This window comes from Streptomyces sp. NPDC087844, assembly GCF_044742785.1.
Classification (GTDB): Bacteria; Actinomycetota; Actinomycetes; order Streptomycetales; family Streptomycetaceae; genus Streptomyces.
Window position 1 is genome coordinate 232,005 of sequence record NZ_JBIUVD010000001.1, and the last position, 23,696, is coordinate 255,700.

The following is a 23,696-nucleotide window of genomic DNA, read 5'->3' on the forward strand; positions in this document are numbered from 1 at the left end:
GGGCGTCGGCTTGCGGCGCCTCGTCGTCCACGGCCCGGTCCTCCGTGCGGGACGCATCCGGCGTCTGCTCGTCCGCCGTCGCACGCGAGGTGGCCGGCGGGCGCTCGTCCGGCCCGTCGCCGCCCGTATCCGGCTGATCCGTCGGAGACATCACGTGGACCTCCGCAGTGACACCAGGTCGGACAGGTCGCGGTCGGTCAGTTCCGTCAGGGACGCCTCGCCGGAGCCGAGGATCGCGTCCGCCAGGGCTCGCTTGGAGGCGAGCATGTCGGCGATGCGGTCCTCGACGGTGCCCTCGGTGATGAGGCGGTGCACCTGGACGGGCTGGGTCTGGCCGATGCGGTAGGCGCGGTCGGTGGCCTGTTCCTCGACGGCCGGGTTCCACCAGCGGTCGAAGTGGATGACATGGCCGGCGCGCGTGAGGTTCAGGCCGGTGCCGGCCGCCTTCAGCGACAGGATCAGGATCGGCGTCGCCCCGCTCTGGAACCGGTCCACCATTTTCTCGCGCTCCGGCACCGGCGTGCCCCCGTGGAGCAGTTCGACGGGGACCGCGCGCGCCGTGAGGTGGTTCGTGATCAGCCGGGCCATCCCCACGTACTGGGTGAAGACGAGGGCCGAGCCGTCCTCGGCGAGCAGCGTGTCCAACAGCTCGTCGAGCAGGGCCAGCTTGCCGGAACGGGCGGCCTGGCGAGCCGCTCCCGAGCCACTGGGGAGCCCGTCCGGTACCTCCTTGAGGTACAGCGCCGGGTGGTCGCAGATCTGCTTGAGCGCGGTGAGGAGCTTGAGGACGAGGCCTCGTCTGGCGATGCCCTGCGTGGTCTCGATGGTGAGCATCGACTCGCGGACCACGGCCTCGTACAGGGAGGCCTGTTCGCGGCTGAGGGGCACGGGGTGGTCCGTCTCCGTCTTGGGAGGCAGTTCGGGGACGATGCCCGGGTCGGACTTCTTGCGCCGGAGGAGGAAGGGCCGGATCAGCCGGGCGAGGCGGGCCACGGCCTCCTCGTCCTCGCCGTTCTCCACGGCGCGCGCGTGACGGGCGCGGAAGGACTTCAGCGGGCCGAGTAGGCCCGGGGTTGTCCAGTCGAGCAGGGCCCACAGCTCGGAGAGGTTGTTCTCCACCGGTGTGCCACTGAGGGCGACCCTGGCCGGTGCGGAGATGGTCCGCAGGGCCTTGGCCGTCGCCGAGTACGGGTTCTTGACGTGCTGGGCCTCGTCCGCGACGACCATGCCCCAGGTCTGCTGGGCCAGCAGCGGTGCCGTCGACCGCATCGTCCCGTAGGTGGTCAGGACGAAGCCGCCCGCCAGGTCCGCCAGGGAGCGGTCCGGTCCGTGGAAGCGGCGCACGGGCACGCCGGGGGCGAACCTCTCGATCTCCCGCTGCCAGTTGCCGAGCAGCGAGGCGGGGCAGATCACCAGGGTCGGCTCGGTGCGCGCCCGCTTCAGGTGGAGGGCGATGACGGTGATGGTCTTGCCGAGTCCCATGTCGTCGGCGAGGCAGCCGCCGAGGCCGAGCGAGGTCATGAGGTCGAGCCAGGCCAGCCCGCGCAGCTGGTAGTCGCGGAGGGTCGCCTTGAGACCCGGAGGCGGTTCGGCGGGCCGCAGTCCAGCCGTCAGTCGGTCGCGCAGCGCGGCGAGCGCGCCGACGGGCACCGCCTCGACGCTCTCCCCGTCGACGTCCACGCTGCCGCTGAGCGCCGCCGAGAGGGCGTCGACCGGGTCGAGCAGGCCCAGTTCGCGCTTGCGGGCCTTGCGGACGAGGGCCGGGTCGACGAGCACCCACTGGTCCCGCAGCCGGACGACGGGGCGGTGCGCCTCGGCGAGGGCGTCCATCTCGGCCTCGCTGAGCGGGTCGCCGCCCAGGGCCAGCTGCCAGCGGAACTGGAGCAGTTCCTCGCTCTCGAAGAAGCCCGTCCCGTCCGTGGCCGAGCCCGGCGCGGGGCGCACGACCGCGGCCGCGCTCAGGTCCTGGGCGAGGTCGCGCGGCCAGTGCACGGCGACCCCGGCCGCGCCGAGGCGGGTGGCCGCCACACCGAGCAGGTCCGACAGCTCGTCCTCGGACAGGGCCAGTACGTCCGGCACGTCCTGCGCGGACAGCCTGTCCAGGGGCGGCCAGACACGGGCGGCGCGGCGCACCGCCAGGGCCGCGTCGACCCGGGCGCGCGGGCCGAACGTGGCGTCCGCGGTGCCCGCCCACAGGGCCGCCGCGTCGACGACGAGGGTGGGGTCGGCGAGGCTGTGCACCTGGACGACGGCCGCGCCCGCCCGCCGCGCGTCCTCGCTGTCGTCGAAGAGGTCGTACGCGGACAGGTCGAGCCGCAGGGAGATCCGGACCCCGGCGTCCATGCCGGCGGCGACCTCCGCCGCCCAGTCCTGGGCGCCCGGCAGCCGCTGGGCACCGCTCGCCGCGAAGGGCCTCCCCGCCGCGTACGGAGCGGCCGGGGTGCGGGGCAGGGCGTCGGTGACCGCGTCCAGGAAGGCACGTGTCAGCGCTTGTGGCTCGGGCAGCCTGAGCGGGCCACTGCCCGGCAGGGGGACGGCGTGTCCCTCGTACGGAAGGGCCGCGGCGATCACCCTGAGGTGGGCGATGTCGTCCGGGTCCAGGGGGCCCGCACGCCACGCGTCGAACCCGTCGGATGTCAGACCGGGCAGCAGCCGGCCGCGCGCGACCAGTCGCAGCGCGTGCAGGGCGGCGGCTCCCCAACAGGCCGTGGCGGGGTGGGCGGCGGGGTCGCGCCTGGCCCGTACCAGCAGCGGCAGGGCATCGGTGACGGGCATGGTGAGCGCGGGGACCGAGTGCCGTCGGGTCCCCGTACCGTGCCGCCGTACGACCGTGAGCTCGGTGTCCGGCGCGGGGACCGGGATCTCGCCGTCCGGGGCCCAGAAGGCCATGCGTCCGCCGCGGGGCAGCGCGGCGGGCAGGAACACGGCGGCCAGCCGCACGGACACCTCGGGCGCGCTGTCGGTGCCGGAGTCGGCACGGGTCTCCCCCACGATCATGCTCCCGGCCACCTCCCTCGCCACTGACGGATCGATCGTCTTCGACTCTACGGGCCGGGTCTGACAACGCGGTCCGGCGGCGGGGCGGGGAGGGAGGTCGGGCGTGGTCAGGGCGTCGTTCTGGAGACCACGTAGACCATGGGATGGCCGGGCTTCGCCCAGTCCACGACGATGTGGTGCGTGGGCGTGGGGTTCTTCCGCTCGTGGTTCAGGCCCGACCAGGGGCCGGGTCCGGTGAACTCCCAGCCGACGACCCGCCGGTCGCGGGCGCTGATGACGATGTCGTCCTTCTCCAGGGCGTCGAGGCTGGTGCCGATGGTCTTGAGGAACTTCTCCAGGCCCTCGTCGCTGGTGAGGAACTGGACGTAGAGGCGGCTGGTCTTCCAGTTGTTCGTCTCGTAGTACGCGACCTCGGCCGAGTAGCCCGGAATGGGCACCTGGTACAGACGGCGCTGGACCCGGGAGGGCCAGCCGGGGGTGAGCCCGGTCGCCGAGTACTTCGCCTCCTTGTCCTTGCCGCTGTCGCGGCTCTGGTTGGCGGAGATCACCAGATAGCCGGCCGGGACACCGATGAGCAGCACGATGATCAGCAGGGTCAGGGCGCGGCGGCGGATCCGGTGGCCCGGGTCCTCGGGCGGGCGCGGCGGTTCGTCCGGGGGCGACGCCTGGCGCGGCAGCGAGGCCGTCACAGCGTCTCCTGTGCCTCGCGGCGCGACTCGGCGTACCGCTCGTAGCGCTCGTACCGCTCGACGCGGCGCCGGTTGGCGCGCCGGAAGCGGCGGGCCACCAGCCGGGCCAGGTCCGCGGCGCCGACCATGCCGGCCTCGGGGCCGAGCTGGGCGCGGGCGATCCGGGCCTCGGGGCGGTAGCCGCGGCCGGTCAGGTGGCGTCGGAAGGCGTCGCGCGCGGGGCCGATCAGGAGGTCGTCGGCCGCGCTGACACCGCCGCCGATGACGAAGCAGGAGGGGTCCAGGGCGGCCGCGAGGTTCGCGATGCCGACGCCCAGCCACTGGCCGATGTCCTGGAGCAGCTCGATGCACATCGCGTCGCCCTCACGGGCCAGCTCGGTGATCATCGGGCCGGTGATCTCGGCGATGTTGCCCTTGACGTGCTCGATGATGCCGTAGGCCACCGGGGAGTCGGCGGCGGCCAGTTCACGGGCCTCGCGGACCAGGGCGTTGCCGGAGCTGTACTGCTCCCAGCAGCCGCGGTTGCCACAGGGGCAGCGGTGGCCGCCGGGCACGACCTGCATATGGCCGAACTCGCCCGCCACACCGAACTTGCCGCGCTTGACCTGCCCGTCCTCCAGGATGGCGCCGCCGATGCCGGTGCCGAGCGTGATCATGACGAGGTGGTCCTCGCCGCGGCCCGCGCCGAAGCGCCATTCGGCCCAGGCGGCGGAGTTGGCGTCGTTGTCGACCAGGACGGGGACGGCGAGGCGGCTGGAGATGCGGTCCCGGAGGGGTTCGTTGCGCCAGGAGAGATGTGGTGCGAACAGGATGCGGTTGCGTTCCGCGTCGACCCAGCCGGCCGCGCCGATGCCGACCGCGTGCACGTCGTGCCGGTCGGAGAGGTCCAGGACCAGTTCGACGATGGTGTCCTCGACGACCCTGGGGCTCTTGGACTTGTCGGGAGTCTCGGTGCGGACCTTCTCCAGGATGTTGCCGTCCGCGTCGACGACACCCGCCATCACCTTCGTACCGCCGATGTCGATGCCGACGGTGGGGACGCGCGGCGCCGTCAGGTGGGAACGGCGCTCGCGCGTGCCCACGGTGCGCAGGGCGGTGGCACGGCGGGAGCCGATGGGGGCGCCCGCGGCTCTGGCGGAGCCGAGCGCCCTGGGCAGGGCGAGGTCGCGGTAGGTGCTCATCGCGCCGATTCTGCCGCACGTGGTGGTTTGGCCGCACGGCGGCGTCCCTCGCCGTGCTCGGGGCGCCCCGGGCGGCCGTCGTGCGTTTGTCGGCTGCGGGCACGTCGTGGCTGGTCGCGCCCGCGCGGCGGAGCCGCAGATCAACACAGCCCCGCCCCCCTGACGGGGCGCCTTCAGGGACGCCCGGGTCCTGTCGTCGCATTCCGTCTGCCGGGCGGACGACGGAATGCGACGACAGGACCTACTAAGGGCTGTCCCGGCAGGCACTAGGACCCTCCGCTCTCCAGTTCGTGGCGGAGGTCGTCCAGTTCGTTGCCGCCCGCCATCTGGCGGGTCAGTTCGTCCAGGGTGATCTCTTGCCGGGGGTGGTTGCCGACCATCGTGCCGCGCTTGAGGAGGACGAAGCGGTTGCCGACGAGGTACGCGTGGTGGGGGTTGTGGGTGATCAGGACGACACCCAGGCCCGCGTCCCGTGCCGCGGCCACGTATGTGAGGACCACTCCGGACTGCTTCACGCCCAGGGCCGCGGTGGGCTCGTCGAGGACGAGGACCTTGGCGCCGAAGTGGACCGCGCGGGCGATCGCCACGCACTGGCGCTCGCCGCCCGAGAGGGTGCCGATGGGCTGGTCGACGTCGCGCAGGTCGATGCCCATGCGCAGGAGTTCCGCGTGGGTCGTGCGGCGCATGAGGTCGACGTCCAGGCGCTTGAAGGGGCCGAAGCCCTTACGCGGCTCGGAGCCGAGGAAGAAGTTGCGCCAGACCGGCATCAGGGGGACCACGGCGAGATCCTGGTAGACCGTGGCGATACCCCGGTCCAGGGCCTCCCGCGGGGACGCCGGGCGGGCGTCCTCACCCTCGATGCGGAAGGTGCCCGCGTCGTGCTGGTGCAGCCCCGCGATGATCTTGATCAGGGTCGACTTGCCGGCGCCGTTGTCGCCGAGGACGCAGGTGATCTCCCCCGCGTGGACCTCCAGCGAGACACCCTCCAGGGCGCGGATGTTGCCGTAGTACTTACTGACGTCGTCGAGCTCGACCAGGGGCGTGCGCCCGGCGGACGTCGTCGGGGCGGGCTGCGTCATGCCGTGGCCTCCGCGCGCTTGCGGACCCAGGCGTTCAGCAGGGTCGCGAGGAGCAGCATCGCTCCCAGGAAGAACTTGAACCAGTCGGGATTCCACTCGGCGAACACGATGCCCTTGTCGGTCATGCCGAAGATCAGCGCGCCGACCGCCGAGCCGACGGCGGAACCGTAGCCGCCGGTGATCAGACAGCCGCCGATGACGGCCGCGATGATGTACGTCAGTTCCTTGCCGACGCCTTCTCCCGACTGGACCGCGTCGAAGGAGAAGAGCAGGTGCTGTCCGGCGATCCAGGCGGCGAAGGACACCCCCATGTAGAGGCCGATCTTGGTCGCGGCGACGGGCACACCCACCGCTCGGGCCGCTTCTTTTCCGCCACCGACCGCGAAGATCCAGTTGCCGACACGGGTGCGCAGCAGGATCCAGGAGGCGAGGGCCACCAGGCCCAGCCACCACAGGATGGTGACCTTGAAGTCGACACCGCCGACGGTGAGCACGGACGCGAAGAGCGCCTTGGCGGAGGCGAAGCCCTCCATGTCGGCGATCGACTTCGTGGAGACGGTGCCGCTGATCAGCTTGGTGAAGCCGAGGTTCATCCCGGTCAGCATGAGGAAGGTGCCGAGCGTGATGATAAAGCTGGGCAGCTTGGTGCGGGTCAGCATGAACCCGTTGAAGAAGCCGATCGCGAGGGTGACCAGCAGCGAGACCCCCACACCCACCCAGACGTTCGCGGTCATCCGGTAGCTGAACATCGACGAGATCAGCGCGGACGACGTCACCATGACACCCGCGGACAGGTCGAACTCGCCGCCGATCATCAGCAGGGCGACGGGCACCGCCATGATCCCGATCGTGGAGGCCGCGTACAGCACGGTGGTGAGCCCCGCGGCCCGTACGAAGCCGTCCGCGACCACTGCGAAGAAGAGGAAGACGGCGAGCGCGCCGACCACCGAGCCGAGCTCCGGGCGGCCGAGCAGCCTGCGCAGCGGTGAGGTCCGCAGCAGCCGGTCGTCCGCGGCGGGGCCCGTGGGCGGCGTGGGAGGTGTCGCAGGCGTGGGGGTCGTCGCCGTCATCGGGTGCCCCGCTCCGCGTAACTCTTCAGCTCGGCGGCCTGGTCCTTGGTGATGATCTGCGGCCCGGTGAGGACGGGCCGTCCACCGCCGAGCGTGTCGGCGTTGTACCGGTACAGCCAGAGCAGGTCCACGGCCTCGTACCCCTGGAGGTACGGCTGCTGGTCGACGGCGAAGCCGAGGGTGCCGTCCTTCAGGGAGGCGGCGACCTTGGCGTTCAGGTCGAAGGTGTCGATCTCGGCCTTGCTGCCCGCGTCCTCCCTGGCCTTGACCGCGGTGTCCGCGTAGGGCGCGCCGAGCGTGACGACGGCGTCGACCGACGGGTCGGCCTGGAGCTTGGCGCCGATGGAGGACTGGACAGCCGACATGTCGGTGCCCTCGACATAGATGTTCCGTACGGTGCCGTCGAAGGTCTTCTTCACACCCGCGCAGCGCTGCTCATGGCCGACATTGCCCTGTTCGTGCAGGACGCAGAGGGCCGTTTTCCGGCCACGCCTGTTCAGCTCGTCCCCGACGGCCTCGCCGGCGATCGTCTCGTCCTGGCCGACGTGGGTGAGCGCGCCGAACGCCTTGGACTTCTCGGACCCCGAGTTCACGGTGATCACGGGGATGCCGGCCCGCACGGCGCGCGCGACCGCGCTCTTCATCGCGTCCGGTTTGGCGAGGGTGACGACGATGCCGTCGACGCCCTTGTCCACGGCGGCGTCCACGAGCTGCGCCTGCTGCTGTCCCTCGTCGTCGTGGGAGTACAGGAACTTGATGTTGTCCTTGTCGGCGGCCTGCTGTGCGCCGTTCTGGACGATGTCCCAGAAGGTGTCGCCGTCACCCGAGTGGGTGATCATCGCGACGGTCCAGCGGGGCGTGCTCACCGCGCCCCCGCCCTGGGCCGACGCCGCTTCGCGGGCGTCCTCGGCGCGCTTGCCGCCGGTGCTGCTGCACCCGGCCAGGGATGCGCCCAGCGCCCCCGCCACCGCGATGCTGACCCAGGTCCGAAACCGTGCCACGAGGCCGTGCCCTTCTTGATATCCGATACATGGAACAACCAAGTATCAGATACGGAGTGAAGGATTCCGGACAGCGGGGCCATCGGCGCCGTGGCGCCGACAAGTGCGGCAGGCGCGCGGAGGGCGTGCGGAGGGCGTGCGGAGGGCGTGCGGGGGCGCCCGGAGGAGGCGCCGGGGTCCGTGGAGTCTTACCAGCTCAGGGGCGTACGAGGAGCTGGAACTCGAAGGAGTAGCGCGAGGCGCGGTAGGTGTGGGAGCCGAACTCGACGGCGCGGCCCGTGTCGTCGAAGGTGGTGCGCTGCATGGTGAGCAGCGGGGCGCCGGCGGACTCGTCGAGGCGCTCGGCCTCCACGGCCGCGGCGGCACGGGCGCCGACGGACTGGCGGGCGCTGTGCAGCGTGATGCCCGCGGCGCGCATCAGCCGGTACAGACCGGTGGCCTCCAGCTGCGCGCTGTCGAGGTCGAGCAGGCCGGGAGGCAGGTGGTTGCAGAGGTACGCCATCGGGTCGCCGTGGGCCAGCCGCAGCCGCTCCACCCGGTGTACGTCGCTGCCCTCAGCCACCGACAGGGCCGCCGCCACCTCGGCCGTCGCCGGGACGACGGTGTTGACGAGGACGCGGGTCGTCGGACGCTGGCCGGCCGTCTCCAGGTCGTCATAGAGGCTGCTGAGCTCCAGGGGGCGCTTGACCTGGCTGTGGACGACCTGGGTGCCGACACCCCGGCGGCGTACGAGGAGCCCCTTGTCCACCAGTGACTGGATGGCCTGGCGGACGGTGGGCCGGGACAGACCGAGGCGTCCGGCGAGCTCGATCTCGTTGCCCAGCAGATTGCCCGGGGTCAGGGCACCGCGCTCGATCGCCGCTTCGAGCTGCTGGGCCAGCTGGAAGTACAGCGGCACCGGGCTGTTCCGGTCGACGCTGAGCTGGAGCGGCGCGGTCGGGTCCACATCTGGTTTGGGCACGGGCCCGAGCGTAGCTTCGGTGCATGTTGACGGGAAGTTGTGAGGTTCGATTGTCCGGACAAAGAGTTGACAGGGTGTAGGATTCGCCCTCAACTTTGTCCCATGCGCATCGGACTCATCGGGACGGGTCGTATCGGTACATTTCATGCGACCGCCCTCAGTCGCCACCGCGAGGTGGGCGGCTCCCTCATCGTCACGGACGCGGATCCCGCACGAGCACGCCGGCTCGCGGACCGCTTAGGTGCCACCGCGGCACCCGGCGTGGACGAGATCTTCACCTGGGGTGTGGACGCCGTGGTCATCACCGCGGCCACCTCGGCACACGGCGAACTGATCGGCCGGGCGGCACGAGCCGGACTGCCCGTGTTCTGCGAGAAGCCCATCGCCCTCGACCTGGCGGGCACCCTCACGGCCATCGCGGAGGTCGAGGCCGCCGGAACGATCCTGCAGATGGGCTTCCAGCGGCGCTTCGACTCCGGTTACGCGGCCGCGCGGGAGGTGGTGCGGTCGGGGCAGCTCGGCCGGCTGCACACCGTGCGCGCGATGACCTCCGACCAGTCGCCGCCGCCGGCCGCGCATCTGCCGCTCTCCGGCGGGCTGTACCGGGACACGCTCGTGCACGACTTCGACATGCTGCGGTGGGTCACCGGGCGCGAGATCACCGAGGTCTACGCGATGGGGTCGGACGCCGGGCCGGCGATGTTCCGCGAGGCGGGCGACATCGACACGGCGGCGGCCGTCCTCACGCTGGACGACGGCACGCTCGCGACGGCTACGGCGACGCGGCTGAACGGTGCCGGCTACGACGTACGCATGGAGCTGGCCGGGGAGCTGGACCAGGTCGGGGTCGGACTCGACGACCGTACGCCGATCGCCTCCACGGAACCGGCGGGGCCACCTGCGGCCACCAAGCCGTGGACGGGGTTCCTGGAGCGGTTCGGGCCCGCGTACGAGGCGGAGTTGCACGCGTTCGTCGAGGTGGTGCGCGGGGAGCGGGCGAATCCGTGCGACGGGCGTGAGGCGTTGCACGCGTTGCGGGTCGCGGAGGCGTGCGAGTTGTCGCGGCGCGGGCGCCGGTCGGTCCCTCTGTCGGAGATCCCGGGCGGGCGCGACTGACTGGCCGTCGGCCGAGGGGGCGTGGTCGGCTGCGGCACCGTCGTGGCCGGCCGCGCAGTTCCCCGCGCCTCGGAAAGGCGTGGCTGCGCCCCAGTCTTTCGCCCCCCAAGGGGCGCGGGGAACTGCGCGGCCCACCCCTACCGGGCCACGGACTGCAAGGAACGGTGTCAGTGGTCGTCGTTGTCCAGGAGGCCCGCGTCGTACGTCAGCAGGGCTATCTGGACGCGGTTGTTGAGGTCCAGCTTCGCGAGGATCCGGGAGACGTGGGTCTTGACCGTGGGCACGCTCATGAACAGGCCCGCCGCGATCTCCGCGTTCGAGCCGCCCCGCCCGACCGCCACGGCGACCTCGCGTTCGCGGTCGTTGAGCGCGCCGACGCGCGTACGGGCACTCGCACGCCGGGTGTCCGGCGCCGCACCCGCGGCGTGTTCCATCAACTGCCGGGTCACGGTGGGCGACAGCACGGGATCACCGGCCGCGACCCGGCGCACCGCGTGCAGGATCTCCGCGGGCGGGGTGTCCTTGAGGACGAAGCCGGCGGCGCCCGCGCGCAGGGCCCGCAGCACCTGGTCGTCGGCGTGGAAAGTGGTGAGCACGATGACCTGGGGAGCCTCCTCGCGGCCCCTGAGCCGTTCCGTGGCGACCAGTCCGTCCACCGTCGGCATCCTGATGTCCATGAGGACGACGTCGGGGCGCGTGCGGTCGACGAGGGCCTCGACCTCGCTGCCGTCGGCGGCCTCGCCCACGATCTCCAGGTCGTCGGCGCCGCCCAGCATCAAGGAGAGGCCGGCTCTGACCAGCGGGTCGTCGTCGACGAGGAGCAGACGGATCGAAGTCATGCGCCCACCGTAATGACACGTCCACGTCCGACCGCCCCCTTTTCCCGTTCCCGGCTTCTCCGGGGACCGCGCCCCCTCATCCCCAGGGCAGCCACGCGTGCACCAGGAAGCCGCCGTCCTTCTCGGGGCCGTGTTCCAGGTGTCCGCCCGCGAGCACGGCCCGCTCGGTGAGGCCGATGAGCCCCTGACCGGAGCCCGGGACATGAGGAACGTCGCCGGGCGGCGGCGGATTGCGTACGGAGATGGTGAGGCCGGGGCCCGGGGCCCCGGTCACGGTGACCGTGACCTCCGCGCCGGGGGCGTGCTTCCGGGCGTTGGTCAGGCACTCCTGGGCGATGCGGTACGCGGTGCGGCCCACCGAGGCGGGGACGGTCGTCGCGTCGACGACCCGGTTGTCGAGCGTGACCTTCATATCGGCGTCACGGCTCTCGGCGACCAGCCCCGCCAGGGCGCCGAACGTCGGCTGCGGCCGCCCGGACTCGTCGGTGTCGTCTCCGGACGCCCGGAGCACCCCGATGATCTCGCGCAGGTCCTGAAGGGCCTCGTGCGCGCTCTCACGGATCACTCCGGCGGCCCGCGCGACCTCCGCCCAGGGGGCGTCCGGGCGGAACTCCAATGCCCCGGCGTGCACGCTGAGAAGGGTCAGCCGGTGGGCGAGGACGTCGTGCATCTCGCGCGCGATCGCCTCCCGGGCCAGCCGCTGCGCCTGCTCGGCGCGCAGCGCGGCCTCGGTCTCGGCACGCCGCGCCCGGTCGCGCAGGCTCAGCATGAGCTGTCGCTTGGAGCGGGCGAACATGCCCCAGCCGACCACCGCACCCGTCAGCAGCACACCGAGACCCACGGCCACGAGGAACGGGAGGTCGGAGTCGGGACGCCACCAGGAGAAGAAGGGCAGCAGCGCGAGCTGGGCGCCGCCCGTCCAGGCGACGTACTTGAAAGGGCGGTGCACGGCGAGCGTGAACAGGGCGACCAGTCCCGCACCGCCCGCGGTGGTGGAGACGAAGCAGACCGGCACCATCGCGATGGCGAGGCCGACCGGCCAGCGCCGCCGGAGCCAGACAGCCGCGCAGGCGACCGCGCCGAGCCACTGGTCGACGACCTCCAGCGCGTACGGGATGTTCGGGTCGCCGTCCGTCTGGTCCGCGCCGAGCAGGCCCACCCCGACGGCGATGAGGAAACAGGCGAAGTCGACGGCCCAGTCCCGCGCGGTGCGCCGGGGGCGTCCCTTGCGGTCGGTGTGTTCCGGGTCGAGCTCCGAGGTGACGGCCGACGGCAGAAACCACCGGCGCACCGGGGGGTTCGAGGGCTTCGGCAGCGGCGCGATATCACTCACGGTCGGCAATCTACGCATCGATGCCCGCCGGTGCCGCCCCCGTCGCCCGGTCTGCTACCGAAGTCGGCCGCACGTCAGACTTTCGACGCGGTCCCCGGCGCCGTTCCGGGACTTCCGCCGTGCGCGGCGCGACCCGCGGCCGATGGATCCGCCGGAGCCGCGGGGCGAGCATCCTCGCATGAAGCAGGTTCTGGAGTTCCTCGGTGTGATCGCCCTCCTGCAGGGCGGGGTCGGCCTGGTGCACGAGTTCGCCGGCCGGCTGCGTGGCTGGGGTCTCGTACAGGGGCTCGACTTCCTCGACGGCCGTGAGATCTACGGGAGTGTCGCGCTGCTCGTGCTGTCGTTCGCGCTGTTCGCGGCGGCCGAGAGCCGGAAGTCCGGCTGAGGGGGCCCTGGTCCGGGGGTGACAGCGGGTGCGCCGGTGAGTTCCGTGTCCGTTCGCCGCCAGCGTTCCGGGAGCGTGGCCGCTGAGATGGACCCATGACCTCACGGACGACCGATCAGACTCCAGAGACGACCACCGGGACCACCCGGACCACCACGACCTCCCGGCCCACCGCTCGACCGACGCTCGACAACACCGTGGCCCTGGTGACCGGCGGCAGCCGCGGGATCGGCGCGGCGACCGCCGTGCGGCTCGCCGCGGAGGGTGCCGACGTGGCGTTCACTTATGTACGCGGCAAGGACGCCGCGGACGTGGTCGCGGGCCGGATCCGGGCGCTGGGGCGGCGGGCGCTCGCGCTGCGGGCGGATTCCGCCGACGCGGGAGAGGCGGCGGGTGCCGTGAACCGTGCCGCGGAGGAGCTCGGCGGCCTCGACATCCTGGTGAACAACGCGGGCGTCGGGTTGCTCGGGCCGCTGGACAGCCTCTCCCTCGCCGACGTCGACCGGGTGCTCGCCGTGAACGTACGCGGTGTCTTCCTCGCCTCCCAGGCGGCGGCGGGGCGGATGGGGCGTGGCGGGCGGATCATCACCATCGGGTCGTGCATGACGCAGCGGGTGCCGGGGAGTGGGGGCACGTTGTACGCCACCGGGAAGTCCGCGCTCATCGGGCTGACCAAGGCGCTCGCTCGGGAGTTGGGTGAGCGGGGGATCACGGCGAACATCGTTCACCCGGGGCCGGTGGACACGGACATGAATCCGGCGGACGGGGCTCATGCGGCGGGGCAGGTCGCCATGACCGCGGTGGGGCGGTTCGGGACGGCGGGCGAGGTGGCTTCCGCGGTTGCCTATCTGGCGGGGGCCGAGGCCGGGTATGTGACGGGGGCGGAGTTCTCGGTGGACGGGGGGCATTCGGCCTGATGCGGCCGGGGGTATCCGCCTTCGGCCGCCGCCCCCGCCCTGGGGCTGCGCCCCAGACCCCCTGTCGCGCTGCGCGCTCGTCCTCGAACGCCGGACGGGCTGAGTGGGGGTGGGCATCGGCCTGAACGGCCTTGTCCTCAAACGCCGGACGGGCTGAAAAGGACGCGGGGCTGGCCGATGGAGCCCGCGCCCGGGCCGAGAAGCCGGGGCGCAGCCCCGCTTTCCAGGGGCGCGGGGCATTGCGCGACCGGCCCCCACCGGACCCGCGGCCGAAGTCACCAGCCCGTCCGGCGTTGGAGGACCGGGCATCTGCGCCCGCCCGCCCCGCCTTTGTGCACCAGCGCCCCTCAGCCCGTCGGACCCCGAAGGGCCAACAACCTTCTCGGCCCGTCCAGCGTCTCAGGACCGGGGCTCCACAGCCCGTCCAGCACCTAAGGACAGCCCCTCCCCAGCCCGTCCGGCACCCAAGGACAACCGCCCCTCAGCCCGCCCGGCGTCTGAGGACCGGGGGTTCGGGTGGGGGCGGGCCCCCGGGGGCGGCCGGCTAGCCGCCGAGCTCACGGTGGCGAGCCGTCAAAGCCGCCGCCCCCTCCTGCGTCAGCGCCCCGAACAGCCGCAGGCGCGAGATCCCGCCGTCCGGATAGATGTCCACGCGCGCGTGCGTGCCGACGACCGGGGCGGTGAGGACGAACCGGTGGTTCGTGTCGGGCTGGAGGCGGGTCCGGGGCAGGGCTTCGAGCCAGTCGCCGTCCGAGCCGTCGCGGACGGAGACCGACGCCCAGCCCGCGGAGTTGCCCTTCAGATACGCCGTGTCGATCTCGATCGCGCGGATCTCGGACCGCGCGACGAGCTGGTAACGGATCCAGTCGTTGCCCCGGTCGCGCCGCCGCCGCGTCTCCCAGCCGTCGTCCATCTTGTGGGAACGACCGGGCTGGATGGTGTTGGTGGGGGACGAGTAGAAGCGGTTCGAGGCGTCCTCCACGTGGCCGCCGTTCTCCAGCGCGACCACGTCGAAGGTGCCGAGAACGGACAACCATCGCGGGTCCGGGACGACTTCGCCGTGGACGCGGAGGCGGGCGATGCCGCCGTCCGGGTGCTGGTTGACGCGGAGGTGGGTGATGCGCTGCTCGACGTCGACGGCGAACCCGTTGGCCGCGTGGCCGCCGACCTCCGTACGCGGTACGAGAGTTGTCCACTTGACGTCGTCCGCGAGGAGGTCCTCGGGGGACGGCGAGCCGGGCACCGAAGTCCCTTCGACGGACACGGCCTGCGGGTAGTTGCCGCGGAAGTGGGCGGTGTCGACGACGATCCCGTGTACGACTCCGGGGGCGCCCAGGCGTACGAGCGCCCAGTCGTGGTCGTCGGCCGAGGGCCACGGATGCTCGGCGGAGGCACCGCGTCGGCGGCGGGTCTCCCAGCCGTCCATGACCTTGCCCTTGTGGCCGAAGCGCTCGGGGTCGAACTCGGCCGGCCCGGGCAGCAACAGGTTCTCGCGGTGGGCGAAGAACTCGTCGTTGGCGGCGATCACCGCGGCGCCGAGCTGCCGGTCCGCGAGGTCGGCGTACCGGGTGAAGGGGAAGTCGGCGGTGCGGTGGTCCGCGTACGGGTCACCGCCTCCGTAGGGGTTCGCGTCGCCGGTGAAACGAGCCGAAGAGGGCTGCTGCTCGGTCACGTGATCAGGTCTTCCTTCCGGGGTCGGCCGCCGCGCGTGCGGGGCGGTTCTTGGGCTGCGGTGTGTGCTCACCTCCGGCGGGACAGGAGTTGCCCGGTCGGGTCGGTGAACTCGCCCTCGGACATCACGCGTTCGCCGCGCAGCCAGGTGGAGCGGACCACGCCGTGCAGGGTCCGGCCCGCGTACGCGGTGACACGGTTGCGGTGCTGGAGCGCCGCCGGGTCGACGGTGAACGTCTCGTCGGGCGCGAGGACCGCGAAGTCGGCGTCGCGGCCCGCCTCGATGGCGCCCTTGCGGTCGTCGAGGCCGACCAGACGCGCCGTACCCGAAGACATCCAGCGGACCACGTCCTCCAGGCCGTGCCCGCGCTTTCGGGCCTCCGTCCAGACGGCCGACAGGCTGAGCTGGAGCCCGGAGATGCCGCCCCACGCGGTGGCGAAGTCGTCGGTCTTCAGGTCGGCCGTGGACGGCGAGTGGTCGGTGACCACGCAGTCGATCGTGCCGTCGGCCAGGGCCTGCCACAGGAGGTCCTGGTTCGCGGCCTCGCGGATGGGCGGGCAGCACTTGAACTCGCTCGCCCCGTCCGGGACTTCCTCGGCCGTGAGCGTCAGATAGTGCGGACAGGTCTCCGCCGTGACCCGTACGCCCTCGTGCTTGGCGGCGGCGATCAGCGGCAGCGCGTCGCTGGACGACAGGTGCAGTACGTGGACGCGGGCGTCGAGGCGCTTGGCCTGGGCGATGACGTTCGCGATGGCGGTGTCCTCGGCGCCGCGCGGTCGCGAAGCCAGGAAGTCGGCGTATCTGCGGCCGCTGTGCTGCGGGGCCGCCGCCAGGTGGTGCGGGTCCTCGGCGTGGACGATCAGCAGTCCGCCGAATCCGGCGATCTCCGCGAGGGACCGGGCGAGTCGGTCCTGGTCCAGCTCGGGGAACTCGTCGACTCCGGAGGGCGACAGGAACGCCTTGAAGCCGAAGACGCCCGCGTCGTGCAGTGGCCGCAGGTCCTTGACGTTGTCGGGCAGGGCGCCGCCCCAGAACCCGACGTCGACGTGTGCCTTGGAGCGGGCGACGTCCTGCTTGGTACGGAGGTGGTCGACCGTCGTGGTGGGCGGAAGGGAGTTGAGGGGCATGTCGACCAGGGTCGTGATGCCGCCCGCCGCCGCGGCGCGCGTGGCGGTCCAGAAGCCCTCCCACTCGGTGCGGCCCGGATCGTTGACGTGTACGTGGGTGTCGACGAGTCCGGGCAGCAGGACGTCGTCGCCGAAGTCCTCCAGCCGGGCCCCGGCCGGCACCTCGGCGTCGTGCGCGAGCACGGCCGTGATCCTTCCCGCGGAGACGGCGACCGAGGCCGCGCGCGTCCCTTCAGGAGTGATGACGCGCGTCGAGCGCAGAACCAGTTCGACCAAGCCGTCGTCGGACACCGGGACCCCTTTCCATGCCGGACGTCTCCTGCCGCCGTTAACTTCCACGTAACGGAATTCAACGTTCTGTTGAAGGAGTCTTCACTCCGCACCCCAAGCCGTCAAGGGCCGGTTTCGACCGTGCCCCGCACGCGACAGCCACTGGACGTTTCCACAAAGCGGAAATAGACTTCCGTACAGCAGAACCTAAGCACACGCAGCCGTGCAGTCAACCAACCGCCGGGTAGGCTTCCCACCTGCCTGCCCGTCTGAAAGGACCGCACCCGTGCCGACGTCCAGCGCCAGCGACGCCTCCGCCGAGGTCGCCACCAAGCCGGCCGCCGCCGGCGGTGGCGTCCAGTCACTGGAGCGCGCCTTCGACCTGTTGGAGAGGATGGCGGACGCGGGCGGCGAGGTCGGACTGAGCGAGCTCTCCGCGAGCAGCGGGCTGCCGCTGCCCACCATCCACCGCCTCATGCGCACGCTCGTGGTCTGCGGATACGTACGCCAGCAGACCAACCGGCGCTACGCGCTGGGCCCGCGCCTGATCCGGCTCGGCGAGTCGGCGTCCCGGCTGCTCGGCACCTGGGCCCGCCCCTATCTGGCCCGCCTGGTGGAGGAGACCGGCGAGACGGCGAACATGGCCCTGCTCGACGGCGACGAGATCGTGTACGTGGCACAGGTGCCGTCGAAGCACTCGATGCGGATGTTCACCGAGGTGGGCCGCCGGGTTCTGCCGCACTCCACCGGCGTCGGCAAGGCCCTGCTGGCCCACGTCCCGGCCGACGAGGTACGCGCCCTGCTGTCCCGTACGGGCATGCCCGCCGCGACGGACAAGACCATCACGACACCGGACGGCTTCCTCAGCGCGCTCGAAGAGGTGCGCCGCGCCGGCTACGCGGTGGACGACAACGAGCAGGAGATCGGGGTCCGCTGTCTCGCGGTCTCCGTGCCCAACTCCCCCACCGCCGCGGCGATCTCGATCTCCGGGCCGGCCGGCCGCGTCACGGACACGGCCACCGAGCGGATCGTGCCCGTACTGCAGCAGGTCGCGGTGGAACTGTCGGAGGCACTGGCCAGCTCGGGCCCGGCGGCCTGAGCGGTCCCCGCCCGACGACGCGATCCCCCTGGACGACCAGACCCCGGCCCAACGGCCCCCAGCCCACGACCCGAGTCCACGCGAGCCTCAACCAGCTTGCCCCGCACGGGAATTACCGGACCGGCGGCTCTCCGAAGCCCCCAGCCCACAACGCAAGCCCACGCGAGCCCCAACCAGCATGCCCCGCACGGGAATTACCGGACCGGCGGCTCTCCGAAGAGCTCGACCGCGCCGCGCACCGCGGCGAGCCCGGTGGCCAGCGCGCTGACCGAGCCGATGGAGCCGGCGACCAGCAGGAGCGAGCGCCGCAGGCAGGGGATCTCCGGGATGCCGCCGACGGCCATCGCGGCGAGCGCGGCGAGTTCGTCCTCCGCGATGCCGCGGTCGGGGAACTCGGCCGGCAGCGCGGCGAGTTCGCGGCGCAGCCGCGACACAGCGGTCCGCAGTTCCACCACTCTCGGATCCTCGTCGCTGCCGGTCACTGACCTCTGTCCCGAGCTCCGCAACACAGCTCTCCCCCCGGCCCGCCGCCCGCCGCCCGGCGCGCGACCTCGTCTTCCCCCGCCCGACCGCCCCGTGGCGCTGGTCGGGCGCCCGGGACGCGGGCAAGTAAACGCCACCGGGTGCGGTGGGCGCCACCGCACGGACCGAAATTCAGACCCCGGACATCCTGTTCTCACGCGCGGGTCAGGTATGCAGGAGGAATGACGGACAACGACGGCCAGGTGGCCGGACTGCTGCTCGCCGCGGGCGGCGGCCGACGCCTCGGCGGACGACCCAAGGCCCTCCTCGAACACCGCGGGCGCCCCCTGGTGGAGTACGCGGCCGGGGTGCTGCGCGAGGCCGGCTGCACTCGCGTCCATGTGGTCCTGGGAGCGCGGGCCGACGCCGTACGGGAGCGGGCCCACCTCCCCGGATGCGTACTGGTGGACAACCCGGAGTGGGAGGAGGGCATGGGGTCCTCGCTGCGGGCCGGACTGGAGTCCCTGCGGGGCACGGGGGCTCAGGCCGCCCTGGTGTCGCTGGTCGACCAGCCGGGCATCGGACCGGAGGCCACGGCCCGGCTCCTGGCCGCCCACCGCTCCCCCGCGACGCTCGCCTCGGCCACCTACGAGGGGAAGCGGGGCCACCCCGTCCTGCTCGGTGCGGACCACTGGACGGGCGTCGCCGCGACTGCGACCGGCGACCAGGGGGCACGCGCCTATCTGAGGGCCCACGCGGACGCGATCACACTCGTCGAGTGCGCGGACGTGGCCCGGTCCTACGACATCGACACGGTGGCGGACCTCGCCCGGTACCTACAGTGAGCGAGGTGGCACTGAGCGCCGCCTTGTCTCGATCCGGAGAGTCTCGACGTCAACAGAACATTGAACTTCCACCATGAGGAAACTAGTATCCACTGATCAGAAGCGCCCGACCCCTCGACGGGCGTCCACCGCCGTAACCGGTCGACTGGCACCCGGTGCCACGTTCGCTGAAGGAGTGACAGCTCATGTCCGCACCAGCGCCGTCCCCGCTGGCCATCGTCGACGCCGACCCCCTGCCCCGGCAGGAGGAGGTCCTGACCGACGAGGCCCTCGCCTTCGTCGCCGAGTTGCACCGGCGGTTCACCCCCAGGCGTGACGAGCTCCTCGCCCGCCGCGGCGAGCGCCGCGCCGAGATCGCCCGTACCTCCACGCTCGACTTCCTCCCGGAGACGGCCGCCGTCCGCGCGGACGACTCCTGGCGGGTGGCTCCGACGCCCGAGGCACTGAACGACCGCCGCGTGGAGATCACCGGTCCCACCGACCGCAAGATGACCGTCAACGCCCTCAACTCGGGAGCCAGGGTGTGGCTCGCGGACTTCGAGGACGCGTCCGCGCCGACCTGGGAGAACGTGGTCCTCGGCCAGGTCAACCTGAGCGACGCCTACACCCGCTCCATCGACTACACGGACGAGCGCACCGGCAAGTCGTACGCCCTCAAGGCGCCGGAGGAGCTGGCGACGGTCGTGATGCGTCCGCGCGGCTGGCACCTGGACGAGCGCCACCTCGTCGACGCCGACGGCACCCCGGTCCCGGGCGCGCTCGTCGACTTCGGCCTGTACTTCTTCCACAACGCGCAGCGGCTCATCGACCTCGGCAAGGGCCCGTACTTCTACCTCCCGAAGACGGAGTCGTACCTGGAGGCCCGCCTCTGGAACGAGGTGTTCGTCTTCGCCCAGGACCACGTGGGCATCCCGCAGGGCACCGTCCGCGCGACCGTCCTGATCGAGACGATCACGGCGGCGTACGAGATGGAGGAGATCCTCTACGAACTGCGCGACCACGCCTCGGGGTTGAACGCGGGCCGCTGGGACTACCTCTTCTCCATCGTCAAGAACTTCCGTGACGGCGGGCGGAAGTTCGTCCTGCCGGACCGCAACGCGGTGACGATGACGGCCCCGTTCATGCGCGCGTACACCGAACTGCTCGTCCGCACCTGCCACAAGCGCGGGGCGCACGCGATCGGCGGCATGGCGGCGTTCATCCCCTCGCGGCGCGACGAAGAGGTCAACAAGGTCGCCTTCGAGAAGGTCAAGGCCGACAAGGACCGTGAGGCGGGCGACGGCTTCGACGGGTCGTGGGTGGCCCACCCGGACCTCGTTCCGATCGCGATGGCGTCCTTCGACGCCGTGCTCGGCGACCGCCCGAACCAGAAGGACCGCCTGCGCGAGGAGGTCGACGTGAAGGCCGCCGACCTGATCGCCGTCGACTCGCTCGACGCGAGTCCCACGTACGACGGGCTGGTCAACGCCGTCCAGGTCGGCATCCGTTACATCGAGGCCTGGCTGCGCGGGCTCGGTGCCGTCGCCATCTTCAACCTGATGGAGGACGCGGCCACGGCGGAGATCTCGCGCTCGCAGATCTGGCAGTGGATCAACGCGGGCGTGGAGTTCGAGCACGCCGGGGAGTCCGTGCGGGCGACGCCCGAACTGGCCCGCGAGATCGCGGCGCGGGAGCTGGCGGACATCCGCGCCGAGATCGGCGAGGAGGCCTTCGCGGCCGGGCGCTGGCAGCAGGCCCACGACCTGCTGCTGACCGTCGCGCTCGACGAGGACTACGCGGACTTCCTGACGCTGCCCGCGTACGAGCAGCTGACCGGCTGAGCGCCGTCCAGGGCAGGCACTACCTCTCCGAGTGGCCCAGGGATCTCCCCGGGGCCACTCGGTCGCGTACCAGGCGCTTCACGGCCGTCGGCTCGGGGAAACCCTGCTCGCGGCGGTCCCAGACCACCTCGTCGTCGACGCGTACGACGAAGACGCCGCCGGTGCCGGGCCTGAGCGCCAGCTCGGTCAGCTCCTGCTCGAAGGTGGTGAGGAGTTCCTGGGCGAGCCAGGCGGCCCGGGGCAGCCAGCGGCACTGGGTGCAGTATTCGATCTGCACGCGGTGCGGCTGCCCGGCCGGGGGCACGGTCGCGGGGGGTGTGCCGTTGTCCGTGGTCATCCGAGGTGCACCGACCAATCCTGTTCCGCCGCCGGTTCGCCGTGCAGGTCGGGGACCCGCTTGAGCCAGTCCGGCCGGCCCTGCCGGGTTCTCGCGGCCCGGCGGGCGTCGTCGTCCGCGAGCTGTTCCCGGGTGGGAAAGTCTGTGGGAAGCCAGGCCGCGGAGGCCCTGACCCGGGCGAGGAGATAGCCGACGTACGCCTCGCGGACCTCGTCGGGCGTCGCGAAACCGGGCTCGTCGGCGAGCCAGGCGTCGGGCACCTCGGCCGTGATCGCGCGCAGCAGTTCCTCCGTCACCCGGGGCGCGAGTTCGGCGTCCGCCGCACGGGTGTCGGGGGTGTGCCCGCCGAGCGCGTGCTGCCGGAAGTCGTACGCCTTCTCCGGGGACGTCTGCTCCGGGGACGACGCGTCCCAGCGGTGGTGGAAGACCAGCGCGGCCCCGTGGTCGATCAGCCACAGCTTCGGGGGCGCGACGCCGAGCGTGGGCCAGATCATCAGGTTCGAGCTGTGCCTCGTGCGGTCCACGTTCACCGTGAGGGCGTCCAGCCAGACGATCCGGCCCGCTTCCAGAGGGTCGACGGCGAACGCCTGCGCGACCTCGGGTGTGAAGTCCTGCGCCCCCGACAGATAGTCCATGCCGAGGTTGAGCCCGGCGCTGGCCCGCAGCAGGTCCTGGACCTCCTGGTGCGGTTCGTGCGCGCCGATCGCCGGATCGAAGTGCACCAGTACCAGCTCGGGGAACCGCAGCCCCAGAGCGCGCGCCAGTTCACCCACGATCACCTCGGCGACCAGCGCCTTGCGGCCCTGCGCCGAGCCGGTGAACTTCACGACGTACGTCCCCAGGTCGTCCGCTTCCACGATCCCCGGGACGGAGCCACCTGCCCGCAGGGGCTCGACATAGCGGATTGCGGTGACTTCTCTCAACATTTTCCCAGGCCACCTGTCTCTTCAGCCTTGAAATCCACGAACACTGCCGAGGCGGCGCTCCAGCGGGAATCGCCCGTCAGCGGCCTTGGGGAGAATCTGGGGAGTTTCGACCAGCATGCAGTTCTCCCTGCTGCCCGAGCAGTCCGTCGATGGCGGTTCGCCCCTTGCTTCCCGCCTCCGGCATGAAGTGAGCATAGTAACCGAGGGTGATCGCGGGCGAGGAGTGCCCGAGCCACCGCGCCAAGGTCACGACGGACTCGCCGGCTTCCGGCATGAGCGAGGCATAGGTGTGCCGCAGCACGTGGAAACCGTCCTTCGGGGCCGCCGCCCACTGCCAGGGTTTCGCTTCCTTGCCGCACGGCGGAATGATGCCGGCCTCTGAACCACCCCGGTTCGAATGGAGGCTCGATTTCATGAAAAGATCGAGTCACGGCACGACCTTCCCGTTACCCGCTTGAGCTCCGCCGTCGCGCGGTGCGCATGGTCGCCGAGGTAGGCGACGGCTACCCGAACGAGACAGCCGCCCTGCAGGCGGTGTCCGAGAAACTCGGCATCGGCTCCCGCGAGACGCTGCGGAACTGGGTGAAGCAGCACGAGATCGATACGGGGACACGTCCGGGGGCGACGACGGAGGAGTCCGCCCAGCTCAAGGCGTTGAAGAAGGAGAACGCCGAACTGAAGCGGGCCAACGAGATCCTGAAGGCCGCGGCGAGTTTCTTCGCGGCCGAGCTCGACCGGCCACACACACGCTCGTAGCGTTCATCGACGAGCACCGGGACCGCTTCGGCGGCGTCGAGCCGATCTGCAGGACACTCACCAAGCACGACTGCAAGATCGCCCCTTCCACCTACTACGCCCACAAGAAACGCCTCGAAGCTCCCTCCGCCCGTTCCGTGCCCGACGAGGAACTCAAAGAGCGCATCCAAGAGGTCCACACGTCCAACTACCGCGTCTACGGAGCCCGGAAGATCTGGCGCGAACTGAACCGGCAGGGACATGCCGTGGCCCGCTGCACCGTCGAGCGCCTCATGCGCGAACTCGGCATCACCGGCCACTCGGATGCCGGGTCGCAATATACGAGTTTCCGGCTCGCCGAGCATCTGGACGCCGCCGGCATCGCCGCCTCGATCGGATCGGTCGGCGATGCCTACGACAATGCCCTGATGGAGAGCACGATCGGGCTGTTCAAGACCGAGCTGATCAAGCCACGACGGCCCTGGAAGTCGCTCTCCCAGGTCGAGTTGGCCACCGCAGAATGGGTCGACTGGTACAACCACCGCCGACTCCACGGTGAGATAGGGCACGTTCCGCCCGTCGAGTACGAAGCCAACCACTACATGGAACCCACGAAACCCCAGGTCACAACCATCATCTGAGATCTCTACCGAACCCGGCGCGGTTCAGGGACGTGCCATAACTCGATCCTCTCAAAGATATCGAGTCTCCACTGAACCCGGAACGGTTCACCTGACCAAGCTCTACTCGATCAAACGCCCTATAAGTGAGCATTTGAGATCGCCGCGCCCGTACCTCAGTAGCTGAGGTACGGGCGCGGGCCTCAAAGCCGCAC

The 23,696-nt window shown here is 71.4% G+C and carries 21 protein-coding genes and 1 pseudogene; 7 read left to right on the forward strand and 15 right to left on the reverse strand.

The genetic code is table 11. The annotated features are described in order from the left end of the window. Positions 1-150: 150 nt before the first annotated feature. From ACIOKD_RS00950 to ACIOKD_RS00980, 7 genes are all read right to left on the reverse strand, one after another. Positions 151-2,997 (reverse strand): DEAD/DEAH box helicase, encoded by a 2,847-nt coding sequence (locus ACIOKD_RS00950; RefSeq protein ID WP_402076549.1) that lies wholly within the window; start codon positions 2,995-2,997, stop codon positions 151-153. A 107-nt stretch (positions 2,998-3,104) separates the two neighbouring features. Then, positions 3,105-3,686, reverse strand: coding sequence for a sugar kinase (locus ACIOKD_RS00955; RefSeq protein ID WP_402076550.1), 582 nt, complete (start codon positions 3,684-3,686; stop codon positions 3,105-3,107). Beyond that, entirely contained in the window at positions 3,683-4,867 is a 1,185-nt protein-coding gene (locus tag ACIOKD_RS00960) for an ROK family glucokinase (protein WP_402076551.1), read from the reverse strand. The genes ACIOKD_RS00955 and ACIOKD_RS00960 overlap by 4 nt, the downstream gene beginning before the upstream one ends. Positions 4,868-5,133: 266 nt before the next feature. Continuing rightward, on the reverse strand, positions 5,134-5,946 hold the full coding sequence (locus tag ACIOKD_RS00965) for an ATP-binding cassette domain-containing protein (RefSeq protein ID WP_402076552.1): 813 nt from the start codon (positions 5,944-5,946) through the stop codon (positions 5,134-5,136). Continuing rightward, entirely contained in the window at positions 5,943-7,016 is a 1,074-nt protein-coding gene (locus ACIOKD_RS00970; RefSeq protein WP_402076553.1) for an ABC transporter permease, read from the reverse strand. The genes ACIOKD_RS00965 and ACIOKD_RS00970 overlap by 4 nt, the downstream gene beginning before the upstream one ends. Continuing rightward, a complete protein-coding gene (locus tag ACIOKD_RS00975) occupies positions 7,013-8,017 on the reverse strand; it encodes a sugar ABC transporter substrate-binding protein (protein ID WP_402076554.1) in 1,005 nt (334 codons plus the stop codon). Before ACIOKD_RS00975 ends, ACIOKD_RS00970 begins: the two co-directional genes overlap by 4 nt. Positions 8,018-8,213: 196 nt before the next feature. After that, positions 8,214-8,963, reverse strand: coding sequence for a GntR family transcriptional regulator (locus ACIOKD_RS00980; RefSeq protein WP_402077656.1), 750 nt, complete (start codon positions 8,961-8,963; stop codon positions 8,214-8,216). 117 nt (positions 8,964-9,080) lie between these two features. Here ACIOKD_RS00980 and ACIOKD_RS00985 point away from each other — a divergent pair, with 117 nt between their 5' ends. Further along, positions 9,081-10,094 (forward strand): Gfo/Idh/MocA family oxidoreductase, encoded by a 1,014-nt coding sequence (locus tag ACIOKD_RS00985; RefSeq protein WP_402076555.1) that lies wholly within the window; start codon positions 9,081-9,083, stop codon positions 10,092-10,094. A gap of 167 nt (positions 10,095-10,261) precedes the next feature. On the opposite strand, the gene ACIOKD_RS00990 is transcribed toward ACIOKD_RS00985, so the two are convergent. Together ACIOKD_RS00990 and ACIOKD_RS00995 are read right to left on the reverse strand one after the other, a co-directional pair. Next, the gene (locus ACIOKD_RS00990) at positions 10,262-10,933 is read right to left on the reverse strand and encodes a response regulator (protein WP_402076556.1); all 672 of its coding nucleotides are present in this window, start codon (positions 10,931-10,933) and stop codon (positions 10,262-10,264) included. A 76-nt stretch (positions 10,934-11,009) separates the two neighbouring features. After that, a complete protein-coding gene (locus ACIOKD_RS00995) occupies positions 11,010-12,266 on the reverse strand; it encodes a sensor histidine kinase (protein WP_402076557.1) in 1,257 nt (418 codons plus the stop codon). Positions 12,267-12,444: 178 nt separating this feature from the next. Here ACIOKD_RS00995 and ACIOKD_RS01000 point away from each other — a divergent pair, with 178 nt between their 5' ends. Both ACIOKD_RS01000 and ACIOKD_RS01005 read left to right on the forward strand, forming a co-directional pair. Beyond that, positions 12,445-12,651, forward strand: a complete 207-nt coding sequence (locus ACIOKD_RS01000; protein WP_402076558.1) for a hypothetical protein — start codon at positions 12,445-12,447, stop codon at positions 12,649-12,651. Positions 12,652-12,746: 95 nt separating this feature from the next. Continuing rightward, positions 12,747-13,568, forward strand: coding sequence for an SDR family oxidoreductase (locus ACIOKD_RS01005; RefSeq protein WP_402076559.1), 822 nt, complete (start codon positions 12,747-12,749; stop codon positions 13,566-13,568). Between the two features lie 544 nt (positions 13,569-14,112). Here ACIOKD_RS01005 and alc read toward each other — a convergent pair. Next, positions 14,113-15,240, reverse strand: a complete 1,128-nt coding sequence (gene alc, locus ACIOKD_RS01010) for an allantoicase (RefSeq protein ID WP_402076560.1) — start codon at positions 15,238-15,240, stop codon at positions 14,113-14,115. A gap of 68 nt (positions 15,241-15,308) precedes the next feature. Then, positions 15,309-16,658 (reverse strand): allantoinase AllB, encoded by a 1,350-nt coding sequence (gene allB, locus ACIOKD_RS01015; protein ID WP_402076561.1) that lies wholly within the window; start codon positions 16,656-16,658, stop codon positions 15,309-15,311. 265 nt (positions 16,659-16,923) lie between these two features. Between allB and ACIOKD_RS01020 the strand changes: the two genes are divergently transcribed. After that, positions 16,924-17,736: an IclR family transcriptional regulator gene (locus ACIOKD_RS01020; RefSeq protein ID WP_402076562.1), complete on the forward strand. Its 813-nt coding sequence runs from the start codon at positions 16,924-16,926 to the stop codon at positions 17,734-17,736. A gap of 194 nt (positions 17,737-17,930) precedes the next feature. Here the strand turns inward: ACIOKD_RS01020 and ACIOKD_RS01025 are convergent, their stop codons facing one another. Continuing rightward, complete coding sequence (locus tag ACIOKD_RS01025; RefSeq protein ID WP_402076563.1) at positions 17,931-18,218, reverse strand: DUF5955 family protein; 288 nt, start codon at positions 18,216-18,218, stop codon at positions 17,931-17,933. Between the two features lie 222 nt (positions 18,219-18,440). On the opposite strand from ACIOKD_RS01025, the gene ACIOKD_RS01030 reads away from it, so the two are divergent. Together ACIOKD_RS01030 and aceB are read left to right on the forward strand one after the other, a co-directional pair. Next, entirely contained in the window at positions 18,441-19,043 is a 603-nt protein-coding gene (locus ACIOKD_RS01030; protein ID WP_402076564.1) for an NTP transferase domain-containing protein, read from the forward strand. A gap of 185 nt (positions 19,044-19,228) precedes the next feature. Further along, positions 19,229-20,863, forward strand: a complete 1,635-nt coding sequence (gene aceB, locus ACIOKD_RS01035) for a malate synthase A (protein ID WP_402076565.1) — start codon at positions 19,229-19,231, stop codon at positions 20,861-20,863. A gap of 19 nt (positions 20,864-20,882) precedes the next feature. On the opposite strand, the gene ACIOKD_RS01040 is transcribed toward aceB, so the two are convergent. From ACIOKD_RS01040 to ACIOKD_RS01050, 3 genes are all read right to left on the reverse strand, one after another. Next, on the reverse strand, positions 20,883-21,200 hold the full coding sequence (locus ACIOKD_RS01040) for a SelT/SelW/SelH family protein (RefSeq protein ID WP_402076566.1): 318 nt from the start codon (positions 21,198-21,200) through the stop codon (positions 20,883-20,885). Beyond that, a complete protein-coding gene (locus ACIOKD_RS01045; protein WP_402076567.1) occupies positions 21,197-22,126 on the reverse strand; it encodes a HipA family kinase in 930 nt (309 codons plus the stop codon). The genes ACIOKD_RS01040 and ACIOKD_RS01045 overlap by 4 nt, the downstream gene beginning before the upstream one ends. Before the next feature lie 76 nt (positions 22,127-22,202). Continuing rightward, positions 22,203-22,541 carry a hypothetical protein gene (locus tag ACIOKD_RS01050; RefSeq protein ID WP_402076568.1) on the reverse strand — a complete coding sequence of 113 codons (339 nt, stop codon included), beginning with the start codon at positions 22,539-22,541 and terminating at the stop codon, positions 22,203-22,205. A gap of 65 nt (positions 22,542-22,606) precedes the next feature. On the opposite strand from ACIOKD_RS01050, the pseudogene ACIOKD_RS01055 reads away from it, so the two are divergent. Continuing rightward, a pseudogene (locus ACIOKD_RS01055) lies at positions 22,607-23,502 on the forward strand (IS3 family transposase). The last annotated feature ends 194 nt before the right edge of the window (positions 23,503-23,696 follow it).